Source organism: Bradyrhizobium sp. CSS354, from assembly GCF_029051725.1.
Lineage (GTDB): Bacteria > Pseudomonadota > Alphaproteobacteria > Rhizobiales > Xanthobacteraceae > Bradyrhizobium.
This window is the reverse complement of sequence record NZ_JAACFU010000014.1, coordinates 128683-143969: the sequence shown is the minus strand read 5'-3', so window position 1 is coordinate 143969 and position 15287 is coordinate 128683. Positions and strand designations below refer to the sequence as shown.

Sequence of the window (15287 nt, the reverse complement as noted above, 5' to 3'; positions counted from 1 at the left end):
GAAGCGTAACCCACCTCTTTCTGACCGCATTGACGAGAAGAGGTGGATTACGCCTTCGGCTAATCCACCCTACGGGAGTTTTACCTGCTCCCGTCCGGGCCCATCACCAGATCCGGCAGCGCGGTCGAGATCCCCGGCACGAAGCACAGCAGCAGCACCGCGACCATCATCAGCAGCACGAACGGCAGCGTGCCCCAGATCACTTCGCGCAAGGGAATGTCGGGCGCGACGTTGCGGATGACGAAGATGTTGAGGCCGACGGGTGGATGGATCAGCCCCATCTCCATCACGATAGTCATGACGACGCCGAACCAGATGATGTCGAAGTTCGCCGCGCGAAGCGGCGGCAGGATGATCGGCGCGGTCATGAGAATAATCGAGACCGGCGGCAGGAAGAAGCCGAGCACGACGACCATGACGAGGATCGCGAACAAGAGGCCCCAGCGCGGCAGATGCATCGCGACGACGGATTCGGCCGCCGATTGCGAGATGTGCAGATAGCTCATCACGTAGGAGTAGAGCAGCGACATGCCGATGATCATCATCAGCATCGTCGATTCCCGGATCGTCGATTTCAGGATCGGGGCGAGGTCGCTCGGCCGCCACACGCTGTAGATCGCCGCAATCAATGCCAGCGCCAAGAGGCCGCCGAGGCCGGCGGTCTCCGACGGCGTGGCGTAGCCGCCATAGAGCGCGATCATGACGCCGGTGAGCAGCAGCACGAAGGGGATCACGCGCGGCAGCACGCTGAAGCGTTCCGCGAGCGTGTACTCGTCGCGGGCGAGGATCGCCGCTTCCGGGCCGCCGTTCTTGTAGATCGCTTCGGCCGCGGCATATTCCTGGCGGAAGCGGATCACGGCGTAGATGCCGAACAACGAGACCAGCAGCAGGCCGGGTCCAATGCCGGCGAGGAACAGCCGTCCCAGCGATTTTTCGGCGGCGACAGCAAACAGGATCATGGTGATCGACGGCGGCAGCAGGATGCCGAGCGTGCCGCCGGCGGCGATGATGCCGGCGGCAAAACCGCCGGAATAGCCGCGCTTGCGCATCTCGGGGATTCCGGCCGAGCCGATTGCCGAGCAGGTTGCGGGCGAGGAGCCCGCCATCGCCGCAAACAGCGCGCAGGCGAACACGTTGGCGACGCCGAGGCCGCCGGGGACGCGGTGCAGCCAGGCGTGCAGAGCCGAGTAGAGATCCTGGCCCGCGCGCGACTTGCCGATCGCGGCGCCCTTCAGGATGAAGAGCGGGATCGAAAGCAGCGTGATCGAGGCCATTTCCTCGTAGACGTTCTGCGTCACCGTATCGAGAGAGGCGGCGGGCATGTAGATGCCCATGAACACGACCGCGACCGCGCCGAGCGCGAACGCAATCGGCATGCCCGAAAACATCACGACCAGCGTCGCGATCCCGTACGCGAGGCCGATACCGAAAACGCTCATGAACGCCTGGCTCCAGCGAAAGGCAGCGCAAGCTGCACGAGGATCTGGACGCAGAGCAGGCTCATGCCGAACGCCATCAGCGAATAGGGGATCGCCAGCGGCGGCGACCACATCGAGTTCGAGACCTGGCCGTCGACATAGGCTTCATGCGCCAGCGTCCAGGACTTCCAGGCGAAGAAAGCGCAGAACAGAAGCGTCACGGCATCGACCAGCCAGAGCCTGATCCGGTTCGCCAGCGGCGAGAGCAGGCCGACGAAGGCCTCGATGCCGATGTGACCGCGGTTCTGCTGCACGTAGGCGGCGGTCATGAAGGTGGCGCCGACCAGCAGGAACACCGCCGCCTCGTCCTGCCAATAATTGGCGGCCTTGAACAAAGCGCGGCTGAGCACGCTGTAGCTCAGGATGGCGCAGGCTGCGATCAGCGCGATCGCGGCGAACACGACGATGATGCTGTTGAGGATGGCGAGACCGCGATCGATCGCCGCCGCAAGGCCGGTCCTTGCGGCAGCGTTGGCCTGGTCGTCACGATCCGGAAGCGGACCGTGGCTCATGCGGCGACGTCGGTCGCGAGCTTGAGCAGATTGGCCGAGGTCGCGGTCTTGGCGCCGTAGTCCTTCCATGCGGTGTCGCGGGCGATGTCACGCCACTTGCCGACGGTTGCGGCATCGAGCGCCGAGACCTTGGCGCCGGCCTTCTCGTAGACCTTGGCGACCTCGACGTCGTCGTCCTGCGCGCCCTTGCGGCCGAAGGCTTCGAGCTCGGTGCCAACTGCGAGCAGGACGTCCTGCTGGTTCTTCGGCAGCTTGTCGAAGATCGCCTTCGACATCATAAGCGGCTCGAGCATGAACCAGTAGGACGCGCCTGCGCCCGAGGTCAGCGATTTCGCGACCTCTTCGAGGCGGAAGGAGATCAGGCTGGTCGAGGAGGTGATGCCGGCATCGCAGGCACCCGTCTGCATCGCTGCGTAGATTTCGTTCGAGGGCACCGACAGCACGGATGCGCCGGCAGTCTGCAGCACCATGTCCATCTCGCGCGAGCCGCCGCGCACTTTGAGACCCTTGGCATCTTCGGGGGCCACGATCGGCTTGGAGCGGCTGGCGACGCCGCCGGCCTGCCACACCCAGCTGAGCAGGATGATGCCCTTGTCGGCGAGGAAGTCGGTCAACGCCTTGCCGACCGGCTCCTTCTTCCAGCGCATGCCCTGGTCGTAGGTGGTGACGAGGCCCGGCATCAGGCCGATATTGGTTTCCGGCAATTCGCCGCCGGCATAGGGCATCGGATAGAGGCTGATGTCGAGTGCGCCCTTGCGCATCGCGGAGAACTGCGCGTTGGTCTTGATCAGCGAGGAGTTCGGATAGATCTCGGCGGCGATGTCGCCGTTGCTGCGCTTACCGACTTCGGCGGCGAACATGCGGCAGAGCCGGTCGCGGAAATCGCCCTTGTCGACGGTGCCGCCCGGGAACTGATGCGAGATCTTCAGCGTGGTCGCGGCATGCGCGGTGCCGGTGCCGAAACGGAGAATGGCGGGTGCGGCGACGGCAGTCGCGATCAGGTGGCGGCGCGTGAGCATGGTGTGATTCCCTTGGGCGGTTTTTTGAACGGTTCTTTGGAGGGTTCTTGTTTGCCGTGATTTTGGGTTGGTCTTTGAGACCGTGCTGAGGCCTATCCTAGCCGGTCTTTCAGACAATGTTCTCTAGTCTGATAGTTCGAGACCGAATGCCGCGGCAAGAGGCGGCTATGTTGCGTTGCACACGCCCGATCTCCTGCATCCGCCGAACGAAGGAAGGCGGCGGGCGCGCAGAAATTTATCAGCGGCCGCGTAACAACGCCCCGTGGCAATCCGTCGAGATCAGATAGCGGCGTCCGTCGCTGACAAACATCCATCTCGAAGGGAAGACCAGTCATGACCATTCGTACCCGCATCGCGCTCGGCGTTTCGGCGGCCGTTCTCTCGCTCGGCCTCGCGCTGTCGCCGGCCGCTTTTGCCCAGGACAAGATGGGCAAGGATGACGGCATGATGAAAAAGGACACGATGTCCAAGGACGGCATGAAGAAGGACACCATGTCCAAGGACGACGGCATGAAGAAGGACACGATGTCGAAGGACGGGATGAAGAAAGACGACGGGATGATGAAGAAGCACTGATCTTCCATCGTCGAGGAGGCGCTTGCGACAGACAGACGCGCGCCAAAAATCCGGGGGCGGTCACGTATGACCGCCCCCCAGAGTGTCGTTTCAGTCCAAATTCAATTGAACGTGACTTGCGAGCGTTAGACTTGCGAACGTTACTTGCGCTTCGCCTTGCGGGCGGCGTAGCGAGCGTCTCGCTTGGCCTTTTGCTCGGCCTCGGCTTCGGCCGCCTTCGCGACGGCTTCTTCGGCTTCGCGGGCGATCCGCGCGGACTCGAGCGCGGCAGCCTCCTCTTGAAGGCGCTTCTGCTCGGCCTTTTCAGTCTCTCGCGCAGCCTTTGCCTCGGCGCGCTTGGCCGCAAGGGCCTCGCGCTCCGCACGCTTCGCCACAACCGCCGGATCATCCGGCCCTGGCTGCGACTTGAATTTGTTCAAAAGGTTCTTGCGTGCTTCCTGTGCCGCCTTTTGTCGGTCGGAGAAGCCTGGTTCCCTAAATCCACTCATCGGCGAACCTTGTCATCCTCGCTTTCGATCCTACATCACTGCCTGTTGGTACGTCGGCTGGGCATAGCGGGCGCCGCGCGACGCAGATGCGTGTACATCGGCGCGCGCCGTGATGCCACCTATAATCGAAGCCGATCAGGTAGACGAAAATCGCCGCCCCCGACGATCTCTCGTAGCCCCGAAAAACTGCCGAATTGTGATGTCCCTCATACGGGGGCACCAGGGCGGTGCCTAGCGTCCCGCCCGGTATGAGACGCGGAGCACGGGTATGACGATCTCAAGACTAAGCGTGAAGGCGCTCGCAATCGCCGTCACGGTGGCAGCCCTGGCCGGTGCCACGCTGCTCCTCGCCCGGCCGCAGCCGATCGAAAGTGCCGTCCTGGGCGCAGATTGGGAATGCACCCAGACCGCGTTCGTGCTCACGACCTGCGCACCGCGGGTCCAGCAGGCGATCCCGGCGGTCGAAACCTCGCGCAAGGAAGCGATCCGGCCCACCCGAGGCTAACCGGGAGAAGCTTGGGCGAGATGTGACGCCACGCCGCAGAGGTGATAAAGCCCGCTCGCCCCCGTGATCGGCCAGCCATGTCAAAGTCCGAAGCAAAGTCCGAACGTAAGCCCGAACCGGGCGCGAAGCCCAAATCCCCTCCAAAACCTCAATCCGGTGACAACCGCCGCGGCGCCATTGCGGGCTTGATCATCGCGATCGTGATCCTCGGCGTCGGCTGGTGGCTCGCCCGCGATCTCACCTCGGCCAGCAAGATGCAGGACTGCCTGATGTCCGGGCGAAGCAACTGCAACGTGATCGAGCCGGCCCGCTAGAAGCACTCCAGCGCGGCCCGCGCGGACGAAAAAATCTCGTGATCTTAATCATTTGTAACGGGACTTGGGCGACCAAAGCAGGTCAGTCATGTCAGCCGGCATCAGCTCAGCGCGAGCCGAATCGTCTATCGCGCCAGGCATCACGGCCATTGACCGCAATCGAGAGAGTAGGGGGCAAGCACGCATGAGTGCGTCCAGTCGCATCAAGATCATCATTCCCTTGGTTTCGGCGATGTCGATGCTCGCCGTCCCGGCGCAGGCTCAGGAGGCCAGGCCGCCGAGAGACGCCGCCCAGCCATCGGCCGGACCGGGCGCCAGTGCTCCGCAGAACATGCGCAAGGGTCCGCCGCCGCAGCAGGCCGCCCGGCCCGCGCCACAGCCCGGCGGCCAGCCTCACGCCGGCGGTCCTGGACATGCAGGTCCGGGTCCAGGTCCTGCGCCGCGCAATGCCGGCGGTCCACCGCCCGGACGCAATTACGCCAGGGGGCCCGCACCGGCGCGCGATTGGGGCGGACACAGCTATCGCGGCCATCTCGCCTGGGATGGCGGACGCTGGCGCCACGAAGTCCACAACGGCCGCTCCGGCTGGTGGTGGGATGTCGGCGGCGCGCGGTATTATTATCCGCAGCGGATGGCCGGCCCGCCGGCCTACATCTCGGAGGACTATTACGACGACGTGCCGGTGGCCTACGCCCCGCCGCCGGTCGCCTATGAACCGCCGCCGCCACCGCCACCGGCTGATCCCGGCGCGAGCGCGCTTGGCGGCGCCATCGTCGGCGGCCTGCTGGGCGGCCTGATCTCGGGCAACGCCTCAGGTGCGGCCGCAGGCGCCGTGATCGGCGGTGCCACCGGCGCGATCGCCGGCGCGACGGCTGCTTCGCGTCCTGGCTACTATCTGGCCCAGGGCAACTGCTACTACCGCTATCCGAGCGGCCAATATGTGCAGGCCGACCCTCGCGCGTGTTACTGAGCACTCCAGGCAAGACCTGATGCGAAGAGGCGGATGAAAAGTCCGCCTCTTTTCGTTTGTGGCGTGGCCGCGCGCGTCAGGACACCAGCCAGCTGAAGAACGCGATCGCGGCCCAGACCAGGCCTGCGATCCAGGCCAGCATCACGATACCGATGGTCGCAAGATATGCGATGCCGAGCGGATCGGATCTTTCGCGTCGCGTCGGGACGGCAATTTCGGCTGCGGCTTCTTGTGTCATGACGGGACCACCTCCCATGCCTTCTCGCTCTCCTGAGAGCGCTGAGGACTGTTTAGCGGAGGCGCCGGGCGCCGGCTGTGACGCACTTCACAGATCGGTGCGCATCAAGGCCAGACAGACGTGTGAACTGGATCGAGTCGCAAACGCCGAGAACGGCATTAACCCCGCAATCATACGGACGAAATTGCCACGCGCTTGTCCAGATCGTCCGGCTAGAATTGGCTTCATGTGTACCAAGTACGATCCACAGCACGAAGCCGAGGCGGCGATGAAGCGCGCCGTCGCGGCCGAAGGCCCCGACCGGCAACGTCTCATCGAGCTGGCTCTGGCCTGGCATCAACTCGCCCGCGACCGGCGCGAAGAGCGGACGGACTGAGCCCACGTTCTTGCGACAATACCCGTATTCACAGAAAAACCCCGTGCTCGGGGGGACAAGCACGGGGTTCTCGAGAGCCGATCGGGGCTGGCAAATCGGCACCACTCGGTAGCGAACGCGCCGACCGGAGGTTCGTTCCGCGCCTCCTCAATCCTTTTCGCGCGAGATCATGAAGGCCGGCCGGGGAGGCGCATCTTGCCGATGGAACGTCGGTTCCTCGCCGACGTTGAGCCGCTATGAACGATCCCGAGTTGCGCGCAGAGTCCTTCGAGATTGCCTGGAAATATCTCGACCAATCCGGCCTGCTTACTGGCGAGCGCAGGGACGCGGCCCGGTTCATCCTGAACAGGATCGACCGCATGATGCGGGGTGGCGAACGCCGACGGTTGCTGCTGTCCAACGCCGCGATCGACGCCTACCGCTTGCGGCCCGTACTCGTGACGCTCGACGCCTGACGAGAGTCGCAGAAACGCGACGTTAAGACTTGTTCGGACGACGATTTTCCGATCGCGATTCGTTTCGCGGAACGAAGCGGAGCAGGACCGTGAACAAACAAAAAGCCTCCGGGGAAATTTGCTGACTCAGGCTGCTTCCGACTTCGGCACCGCGTCGGCATTGACCGAAAGCTTGACGATATCGCCTTCGACGGCACCCACATATTTCGTGTCGATGTAATGATGATGGTCCTTGTGACCTTCCGGGCTGTCCTTCCGCGTCAGCTTGATGCGGTTTCCCTCGACGCGGTCGACGGTGCCGACAGGCGCGCCGTCCTTGCCGATGATCTTCATATGCTCTCTGATCTCGCTCATGATGTTCTCCTTGTGAAGTGTCAACGGCGAGGACCGGTCTTCGTTGCAAGGACGAGCGGGGTCGACTGTCTGGAGCCAATGCGTTCGCCGAGCGTTGAAAGGCAACCGCAATTGCCAGGACCGTTATCAATATCCGCATGGAGACCTCCGAGGCCTATCTCGAACGAAAGCACAGGGAAATCGGGCTGCTGAACGATTGCCTGAGGAGCCCGCTGCATTTGGCTCGGCCGCAATCGGTAGACGAGGTCGTGGACTGCAAATTTCGGCTCGCCGCCGCGCTGCGCGCGGAGCATGCGCTGCAGGACTGGAAGGCGACGGAGACCGCCTGGTCGCACGCGGCGTCTCCCACCAGCGGTCCGTTCGTGTTCAGCTACGATTATCAGCGCGCGGACCTCAAGGTCCGCGGTCCCTCGTTCTATGAACTCGAGCGCGGCTGCCGGAGCGAGGCGATCTATACCGCATCCGGCATGGCCGCGATCTCCGCGCTGCTGCTCGCGTCCGCACGAATCACCGGCAAGGCGGACATCGTGGTGCTGCCGGGCACATACGGCGAGACATTGGAGCTGATCGAGAGCCTCGTCCCTCATTTGCGACTTGTCACCGCCAGACTGCCGCTGGCCGAAGCGTTCGCTGCGGCAGCCTCGTTACGCCTTCTCCTGCTGGATTCATGCGCCCCTGCCGGGGCGTTCGAAGCGGCTCTGCGTTGCGACGGCTCGGGGCTCGATCTGTTGATTTTCGACACGACATGTTTCGCCGGCAGATCGGGGCGCATCCGGCGCGTCCTGAGATGGGCCGCGCGATGGGACATTCCCGTCGTGTTGGTGCGAAGCCACAACAAGCTGGATTCGCTCGGGGTGGAATACGGCCGGCTCGGCTCTGCCGTGTTCGTGCATTGGAGCCGGAAGGACCTCAAGGCAGGCCAGCTGCTGTCCGAAAGCCTGGCGGCGGAAACTCGCAATGCCGTCCGGCTTCTCGGCGGCGCGGCGTTACCGGCGCACTTCCCGCCATTCGTGGGCTCAGCGGCCTATTGGGCCTTGACGAAAAGGCGCGTCGCGGCGATCCTGCGCAACGGTCGCCACACGGCGCGATATTTCGCCTCCGAGCTCGCTTCGCTCTCGGCCGAGCTGCATTTCACCCACGGCCTCTATGTCACGCTTCGCGGCAGGCGCGCCCTCGATGAGGCAACCGCGCGCCAGGCGGCCGAGGACATGAGCCGCGACCTCAGCGGCAAAGGCTTCCCCATTCGCCACGCCGGCAGTTTTGGTTTCGATTTCGCGGCGACCGAGTGGTTTCACGACGCGACCAATGATCGGTACAGCGTCCGGGTCGCGGTGCCGGATTTGCCCACCGCGTTGTGGAAGGATCTCGCGGCGGCGATTGCCGGGTGGTGGGCGCGACATCAGGGCGAGACTGAAGGGTGAGTACGGTGCAAGGCCATGACAGAGCGACCGAACGCGTTTCCTTACAGGGAATGTACGTGGCATGTTTCAGACGAACAGTCTCAGCAATGGCTTGCGGTGCTTGAAAAGACGGGTGCAGCCAACGTCCGCGCGCGCCTAGCCCAGACCGACGCGGCATCCGCAGGAGCGATTGCGATCGGAACCGCGCCCATCATGACGATCGGGTTCGCCCAGGAATGGCTGAACTGGAAAGATAATCAAAAATCCGAGGCGGATATCGAACGGCACGAGCGGCAGATCTGGTGGACTCGGACCGCGGCAATCGCCGCATCGATCGCCGCCTTGAGCGCACTGTTAGGCTGGATTTGGACGATCTTCATCCGGGGGAATAATGGCCTTTAACAAACATGATTGTTACGTTGCACATACATCCGCGAGACGAGAGCAGCGACAAACTGCGCTGTTTCAATCGATCGCCAGGCATTCTTCCACGGCAGGCTTCTGGTGGCCGCGACGCGTCCATGCCTGAACGGCGAAGGCGAGTTGATGCTGACTGGCCGCCGCGTCCGCGATGGAAGCCCGCGCCGTCGCGATGGGCTTCGTGATGACGCCGGAGTTCACGACTCCCGCGTCAACTGCAAGGAACGATATTGCCACAATCGCCACCGCAGATGCGATAGCCATTCTCGTCAAGTCGGATAGTGGCATCGAAGTCCTTATCGGGCGCACGTCGCTCGGCGGATAGATAGGGCTCGTTTGCCAAGATCAAAGCCCGGAGCGAGGCGACCCACGCGTTCGTGAAGGACGGTGGATTCTGCAGGCGCGCATCGTAGACCGGGCTCACGATGAACGCTCGAGACTGAAATGGCGATCCCGGCAGGAATCGAACCTGCAACCCTCAGAGTAGAAATCTGATGCTCTATCCAGTTGAGCTACGGGACCGTCTTGAGCCGCCCTGGTTGGGGCCGGCTGTTCATCTACCATGCCATTATGAAAAATATCGTCTTTCGCCAAGCCTGAACCGAACCGTTTTCCTCGAAGCCGCGACAAAGCGGAACGGTGGGGTGTCAGGGTGCCGGGTTGAGCGGCAGCGGACTGGACGATGGATCACATCGCCGGGAACGCTGGCCAGCTTCCGGGACACGGCCGCCGGACGACTGGTCGGGTATTGCTGCGCCATCAGGACGGCGTGCGCGGCGGTAGCTTGATCGGTCTCCTCTGGGCGTGCCTTGTCATGGCGAATGCGACGGTTTGCAGCTTTGGTTCCATCGCCTTGAGTCCGTCACCTTTCCACGCATTTCATGCGACAAGCGGCGTTCGTCCGCGATTTCCGGGAGTCCATCCATGATCGGTCTTGTTCGCGCCGTCACACTCTGCGCCACGCTGGCGTTCGGCCTTAGCGTAGCGCAGGCCGCCGACAAAGCCTTCAAACGGGACGACCTCGCCGATTCCGCGATCAAGCTGGAGGCGCAGATCAAGGGCGAAGCGGGGCCGGTCGCCAAGTCCGCCGCGAGCTTGCGCACGGACGCCGATGCTGCCTTCCGGCGCAACGACTATCGCACCGGCCTGTCGGTGCTCGGCCAGATCGCGGCGACCACGCCGGAGGACGCAGGCAACTGGCTGCGCCTGGCGAAAGTCATCTTCCAGATCTCGCCGAAGAGCTCGAGCGAGCAGACGTTCCTGCTGGAGCGCGCCTCGACTGCTGCCTACATCGCTTACCAGCGCGCCGGTAATGCGGGCGAGGAGGCCGATGCGCTCGCGGTGCTCGGCAAGTCGCTGTCCGAACGCAAGCTGTGGCGGCCGGCGCTGGATGCGCTGCGGCTGTCGCTCGACATGCGGGAGGTCGCCGACGTCCGCGGCCAATATGAGAAGATGCGCGACGAGCACGGTTTTCGGCTGCTCGACTACACCGTGGACTCGGACTCCGCCAGTCCGCGCGCCTGCTTCCAGTTCTCGGAGGAGCTGGCAAAACGCACCGATTTCGCGCCGTACCTCGCGCTGGCGGGCCAGGACAAGCCGGCGCTATCGGCCGAGGGCAAGCAGCTCTGCGTCGACGGGCTGAAGCATGGCGAGCGCTACAACATCAATTTGCGCGCCGGCCTGCCGTCCACCGTGAAGGAAGGCCTGCCGAAATCGGCCGAGTTCAACGTCTATGTGCGCGACCGCAAGCCCTTCGTGCGCTTCACCAGTCGTGCCTATGTGCTGCCGAGGACGGGCCAGCGCGGCATTCCCGTCGTCAGCGTCAACACGCCAGCCGTCAACATCAACGTATTCCGGATCGGCGACCGCAATTTGATCAACACGGTGGTCGATAGCGATTTCCAGAAGACGCTGTCGAAATACCAGCTCAGCGATCTCGGCGGCGAGCGCGGCGTGAAAGTCTGGACCGGCGAGCTCGCGACCGCGATGACGCTGAACCAGGACGTCACCACCGCGTTCCCGGTCGACCAGGCGCTGGGCGAGCTCCAGCCCGGCGTCTATGTGATGACGGCCGCGGCCAAGGGGCCGGGCTCGGACGACGACTACCAGCTCGCCACCCAATGGTTCATCGTCTCCGATCTCGGCGTCACGGCCTATTCCGGCAATGACGGCATCCATGTCTTCGTGAATTCGCTGGCCTCGACCGATCCGGTCGGCAAAGCCGAAGTGCGGCTGGTCGCGCGCAACAACGAGATCTTGGCCACCCGCAAGACCGATGAGAGCGGCCATTTGCTGTTCGAGACGGGGCTTGCGCGCGGCGAGGGCGGCCTGTCGCCGGCGATGCTCACCGTGACCGGCGAGAAGGCCGACTATGCCTTTCTCAGTCTCAAATCTTCCGCCTTCGACCTGTCCGACCGCGGCGTTTCGGGCAGGGCCGTGCCTGCGGGCGCCGACGCCTTCGTCTATGCCGAGCGCGGCGTCTACCGCTCCAGCGAGACCGTCTATCTCACCGCGCTGTTGCGCGACGGGCAGGGCAATGCCGTCAGCGGCGGGCCGATGACCCTGGTGATCGAGCGCCCCGACGGCGTCGAATACCGTCGCGCCGTGCTGGCCGACCAGGGCGCCGGCGGGCGCACCTTGTCCCTGCCGCTCAACTCGGCTGTCCCAACCGGAACCTGGCGGGTGCGCGCCTTCACCGATCCGAAGGGGTCTTCGGTCGGCGAGACCACTTTCATGGTCGAGGACTACGTCCCTGACCGGATCGAATTCGACTTGTCTGCCAAGGACAAGCTGATCAAAGCTAACGCTCCAGTGGAGCTTAAGGCGGACGGTCATTTCCTTTATGGCGCGCCGGCCTCCGGGCTGGCGCTCGAAGGCGACATGCTGGTCGCGCCCGCGTCCGAGCGGCCGGGCTTTGCCGGCTACCAGTTCGGCGTCGCCGACGAGGAGACCACCTCGAACGAGCGCACGCCGCTGGAGAACCTGCCGGAAGCTGACGCCAACGGCGTTGCGACCTTCCCGGTCACCCTCGACAAGCAGCCGGCCTCGACGCGGCCGCAGGAGGCGCAGATCTTCGTCCGCATGGTCGAGACCGGCGGCCGCGCCGTCGAACGCAGGATCGTGCTGCCGGTCGCGCCTGCTGCCGCCATGATCGGCATCAAGCCGCTCTTCGGCGACAAGAACGTCGCCGAGGGCGACAAGGCCGAGTTCGATGTCGTGTTCGTCTCGCCTGAGGGTGAGAGGCTTCGCCGCGACGGCCTGCGCTACGAGCTCCTGAAGATGGAGTCGCGCTACCAGTGGTATCGGCAGAGCAATTACTGGGAGTACGAGCCAGTCAAATCGACCTCGCGCGTTTCTGATGGCGACGTGACCGTCGCCGCGGACAAGCCGTCGCGAATTTCGCTGACCCCAAAGCCCGGCCGCTACCGGTTGGACGTGAAGTCGAACGACGCCGACGGCCCCGTGACCTCGGTGCAGTTCGACGTCGGCTGGTATTCCGACGGCAGCGCCGACACGCCGGACCTCCTGGAGACCTCGATCGACAAGCCGCAATACGCCTCGGGCGACACGATGACCGTGTCGGTCAACGTCCGCAGCACCGGCAAGCTGACGGTCAACGTGCTCGGCGATCGCCTGCTGACGACGCAGACCATCGACGTCAAGGAAGGCACCGCGCAGGTGAAGCTCCCGGTCGGCAAGGACTGGGGCACCGGCGCCTATGTGGTGGCAACGCTGCGCCGTCCGCTCGATGCGGCCGCGCAACGCATGCCCGGCCGGGCGATCGGGCTGAAATGGTTCGGCATCGACAAGCAGACCCGCACATTGCAGGTGAAGCTGGCGCCGCCGGCACTGATCCGGCCGAATGCGATGTTGAAGATCCCGGTCAAGCTTGATGGGCTCAATCCGGGCGAAGACGCCAAGATCGTGATCGCTGCGGTCGATGTCGGCATCCTCAACCTCACCAATTACAAGCCGCCGGCGCCGGATGACTATTATCTCGGCCAGCGTCGCCTGAGCGCGGAGATCCGCGATCTCTATGGGCAACTCATCGACGGCATGTCGGGCACGCGCGGGCAGATCAAGTCCGGCGGCGACGCCGGTGCCGCCGACCTCCAGGGCTCGCCGCCCGCGCAAAAGCCGCTCGCGCTCTATTCGGGCATCGTCACCGTCGCTGCCGACGGCACGGCGGAAGTGAGCTTCGATATTCCGGAGTTCGCCGGCACCGCGCGCGTGATGGCGGTGGCGTGGACCGCGACCAAGCTCGGTCGCGCCAACACGGACGTAGTGATCCGCGATCCCGTGGTGCTGACCACGACCCTGCCGCGCTTCCTGCTCAACGGCGACCACGGCACGGTCAATCTCGAGATCGACAATGTCGAAGGGCTGGCCGGCGATTACGTCGTCAACGTGAAGACCGGCGGCCCGGTGAAAATGACCGGCAATGCCGCAACCACGGTCAAGCTCGCCGCCAAGCAGCGCAACTCCTTCTCGCTCGCCATCGACGCGACGGCGGCGGGGCAGGCGACGCTCGACGTCGATATCAAGGGGCCGAATGGCCTGGCGCTGGCGCGCCACTATGCGCTCGACGTCAAGGCGGCGACGCAAGTCTTGGCGCGGCGCTCGATCCGGACGCTGGCGAAGGGCGAGAGCCTGACGCTGACCTCGGATATGTTCGCCGACCTCGTGCCGGGCACCGGCAGCGTCTCGGTCTCGGCCAGCCTGTCGACAGCGCTCGATGCGGCGACGATCCTCAAAGCGCTCGACCGCTATCCCTATGGCTGCTCGGAGCAGATCACCAGCCGCGCCATGCCGTTGCTCTATGTCAACGATCTCGCGGCCGGCGCGCATCTGGCCATGGACACTGAAGTCGACCAGCGGATCCGCGACGCCATCGAGCGGCTCCTGGCGCGCCAGGGCTCGAACGGCTCGTTCGGCCTGTGGTCGGCAGGCGGTGACGACGCCTGGCTCGACGCGTACGTGACGGACTTCCTGACCCGCGCCCGCGAAAAGGGCTTTGTGGTCCCGGATGTGCTGTTCAAGACCGCGCTGGATCGTATCCGCAACTCGGTCGTCAACGGCAACGAGCCGGAGAAGGACGGCGGCCGCGATCTCGCCTACGGCCTCTATGTGCTGGCGCGCAATGGCGCGGCGCCGATCGGTGACCTTCGCTATCTCGCCGACACCAAGCTGAGCAACCTCGCAACTCCCATTGCGAAATCGCAGCTCGCCGCGGCGCTCGCGCTGGTCGGCGACCGCAACCGGGCGGAGCGGGTCTACGGTGCCGCGCTCGACAGTCTCGCGCCAAAACCTGTTCTGGAGTTCGGACGCACCGATTACGGCTCGCAGCTCCGCGATGCCGCAGCGCTGGTTTCGCTTGCCAGCGAAGGCAATGCGCCGAAGGCGACGCTGACGCAGGCGGTTTCGCGGGTCGAGACTGCGCGCGGGCTGACGCCCTACACCTCCACGCAGGAGAATGCGTGGCTGGTGCTGGCGGCGCGCGCGCTCGCCAAGGAGAACCTGTCGATGGAGGTGGACGGCCAGCCGGTCAAGACCGCGCTGTTCCACAGCTACAAGGCCGCGACCTTGGAGGGCAAGCCGCTGAAGATCACCAACACCGGAGACGCCCCAGTGCAGGCGGTGGTCTCGGTGTCGGGGTCGCCGGTGACGCCGGAGCCCGCGGCATCGAACGGCTTCAAGATCGAGCGCAGTTTCTTCACGCTCGACGGCAAGCCGGCCGATATCAGCAAGGTCAAGCAGAACGACCGCTTCGCCGTGGTGCTGAAGATCACCGAGGCCAAGCCCGAGTACGGCCACATCATGGTGTCCGACTATCTGCCGGCCGGCCTTGAGATCGACAATCCAAAACTGGTGTCGTCGGGCGACAGCGGCACGCTGGGCTGGATCGAAGATGGCGAAGAGCCTGAAGATACCGAGTTCCGCGACGACCGCTTCACGGCGGCCGTCGACCGGGCCTCCGATTCCAAGGCGGTCTTCACGGTGGCCTATGTCGTGCGTGTGGTCTCGCCCGGCAAATACGTGCTGCCGCAGGCCTATGTCGAGGACATGTATAATCCCTCGCGCTACGGCCGCACCGGGACCGGCACGGTCGAGGTGCGGGCGGCGAAGTGAGTGAGATGAAAGCCGAGCCACATACTCAGTCGTCATGCCCGGGCAAAAGCGCG

16 protein-coding genes and 1 tRNA gene are annotated in these 15287 nt (G+C 64.5%); 9 read left to right on the top strand and 8 right to left on the bottom strand.

Annotation, left to right across the window (positions count from 1 at the left end):
- Nucleotides 1-80 precede the first annotated feature (80 nt).
- From GWG67_RS28390 to dctP, 3 genes are read right to left on the bottom strand one after another with little or no spacing between them, the layout of a single operon-like run.
- On the bottom strand, nt 81-1439 hold the full coding sequence (locus tag GWG67_RS28390) for a TRAP transporter large permease (RefSeq protein WP_063994346.1): 1359 nt from the start codon (nt 1437-1439) through the stop codon (nt 81-83).
- The gene (locus GWG67_RS28385) at nt 1436-1990 is read right to left on the bottom strand and encodes a TRAP transporter small permease (RefSeq protein ID WP_106943529.1); all 555 of its coding nucleotides are present in this window, start codon (nt 1988-1990) and stop codon (nt 1436-1438) included. Before GWG67_RS28385 ends, GWG67_RS28390 begins: the two co-directional genes overlap by 4 nt.
- Nucleotides 1987-3009, bottom strand: coding sequence for a TRAP transporter substrate-binding protein DctP (gene dctP, locus GWG67_RS28380; RefSeq protein WP_275172634.1), 1023 nt, complete (start codon nt 3007-3009; stop codon nt 1987-1989). Before dctP ends, GWG67_RS28385 begins: the two co-directional genes overlap by 4 nt.
- Before the next feature lie 333 nt (nt 3010-3342).
- On the opposite strand from dctP, the gene GWG67_RS28375 reads away from it, so the two are divergent.
- A complete protein-coding gene (locus GWG67_RS28375) occupies nt 3343-3585 on the top strand; it encodes a pentapeptide MXKDX repeat protein (RefSeq protein WP_007591301.1) in 243 nt (80 codons plus the stop codon).
- 140 nt (nt 3586-3725) lie between these two features.
- On the opposite strand, the gene GWG67_RS28370 is transcribed toward GWG67_RS28375, so the two are convergent.
- Nucleotides 3726-4073, bottom strand: a complete 348-nt coding sequence (locus GWG67_RS28370; RefSeq protein ID WP_275172633.1) for a DUF6481 family protein — start codon at nt 4071-4073, stop codon at nt 3726-3728.
- A 268-nt stretch (nt 4074-4341) separates the two neighbouring features.
- Here GWG67_RS28370 and GWG67_RS28365 point away from each other — a divergent pair, with 268 nt between their 5' ends.
- From GWG67_RS28365 to GWG67_RS28355, 3 genes are all read left to right on the top strand, one after another.
- A complete protein-coding gene (locus GWG67_RS28365) occupies nt 4342-4578 on the top strand; it encodes a hypothetical protein (RefSeq protein ID WP_275172632.1) in 237 nt (78 codons plus the stop codon).
- Between the two features lie 77 nt (nt 4579-4655).
- Nucleotides 4656-4892 carry a hypothetical protein gene (locus GWG67_RS28360; protein WP_275172631.1) on the top strand — a complete coding sequence of 79 codons (237 nt, stop codon included), beginning with the start codon at nt 4656-4658 and terminating at the stop codon, nt 4890-4892.
- A gap of 184 nt (nt 4893-5076) precedes the next feature.
- Nucleotides 5077-5862 (top strand): hypothetical protein, encoded by a 786-nt coding sequence (locus GWG67_RS28355; RefSeq protein WP_275172630.1) that lies wholly within the window; start codon nt 5077-5079, stop codon nt 5860-5862.
- Nucleotides 5863-5938: 76 nt separating this feature from the next.
- Here the strand turns inward: GWG67_RS28355 and GWG67_RS28350 are convergent, their stop codons facing one another.
- On the bottom strand, nt 5939-6100 hold the full coding sequence (locus GWG67_RS28350) for a hypothetical protein (RefSeq protein WP_007610185.1): 162 nt from the start codon (nt 6098-6100) through the stop codon (nt 5939-5941).
- A gap of 226 nt (nt 6101-6326) precedes the next feature.
- Between GWG67_RS28350 and GWG67_RS28345 the strand changes: the two genes are divergently transcribed.
- Together GWG67_RS28345 and GWG67_RS28340 are read left to right on the top strand one after the other, a co-directional pair.
- Nucleotides 6327-6476: a hypothetical protein gene (locus tag GWG67_RS28345; RefSeq protein ID WP_197031201.1), complete on the top strand. Its 150-nt coding sequence runs from the start codon at nt 6327-6329 to the stop codon at nt 6474-6476.
- Nucleotides 6477-6712: 236 nt separating this feature from the next.
- Nucleotides 6713-6931 (top strand): hypothetical protein, encoded by a 219-nt coding sequence (locus GWG67_RS28340; RefSeq protein ID WP_275172629.1) that lies wholly within the window; start codon nt 6713-6715, stop codon nt 6929-6931.
- A gap of 126 nt (nt 6932-7057) precedes the next feature.
- Here the strand turns inward: GWG67_RS28340 and GWG67_RS28335 are convergent, their stop codons facing one another.
- The gene (locus GWG67_RS28335) at nt 7058-7285 is read right to left on the bottom strand and encodes a DUF2171 domain-containing protein (protein WP_275172628.1); all 228 of its coding nucleotides are present in this window, start codon (nt 7283-7285) and stop codon (nt 7058-7060) included.
- 137 nt (nt 7286-7422) lie between these two features.
- Between GWG67_RS28335 and GWG67_RS28330 the strand changes: the two genes are divergently transcribed.
- Both GWG67_RS28330 and GWG67_RS28325 read left to right on the top strand, forming a co-directional pair.
- A complete protein-coding gene (locus GWG67_RS28330) occupies nt 7423-8706 on the top strand; it encodes a hypothetical protein (protein ID WP_275172627.1) in 1284 nt (427 codons plus the stop codon).
- Nucleotides 8707-8721: 15 nt separating this feature from the next.
- Nucleotides 8722-9087, top strand: a complete 366-nt coding sequence (locus tag GWG67_RS28325) for a hypothetical protein (protein WP_275172626.1) — start codon at nt 8722-8724, stop codon at nt 9085-9087.
- 63 nt (nt 9088-9150) lie between these two features.
- Here GWG67_RS28325 and GWG67_RS28320 read toward each other — a convergent pair whose 3' ends face one another.
- Nucleotides 9151-9306 carry a hypothetical protein gene (locus GWG67_RS28320; RefSeq protein ID WP_275172625.1) on the bottom strand — a complete coding sequence of 52 codons (156 nt, stop codon included), beginning with the start codon at nt 9304-9306 and terminating at the stop codon, nt 9151-9153.
- A 244-nt stretch (nt 9307-9550) separates the two neighbouring features.
- A tRNA-Arg gene (locus GWG67_RS28315) sits at nt 9551-9627 on the bottom strand.
- 402 nt (nt 9628-10029) lie between these two features.
- Between GWG67_RS28315 and GWG67_RS28310 the strand changes: the two genes are divergently transcribed.
- On the top strand, nt 10030-15234 hold the full coding sequence (locus GWG67_RS28310) for an alpha-2-macroglobulin (RefSeq protein WP_275172624.1): 5205 nt from the start codon (nt 10030-10032) through the stop codon (nt 15232-15234).
- Nucleotides 15235-15287: the final 53 nt, after the last annotated feature.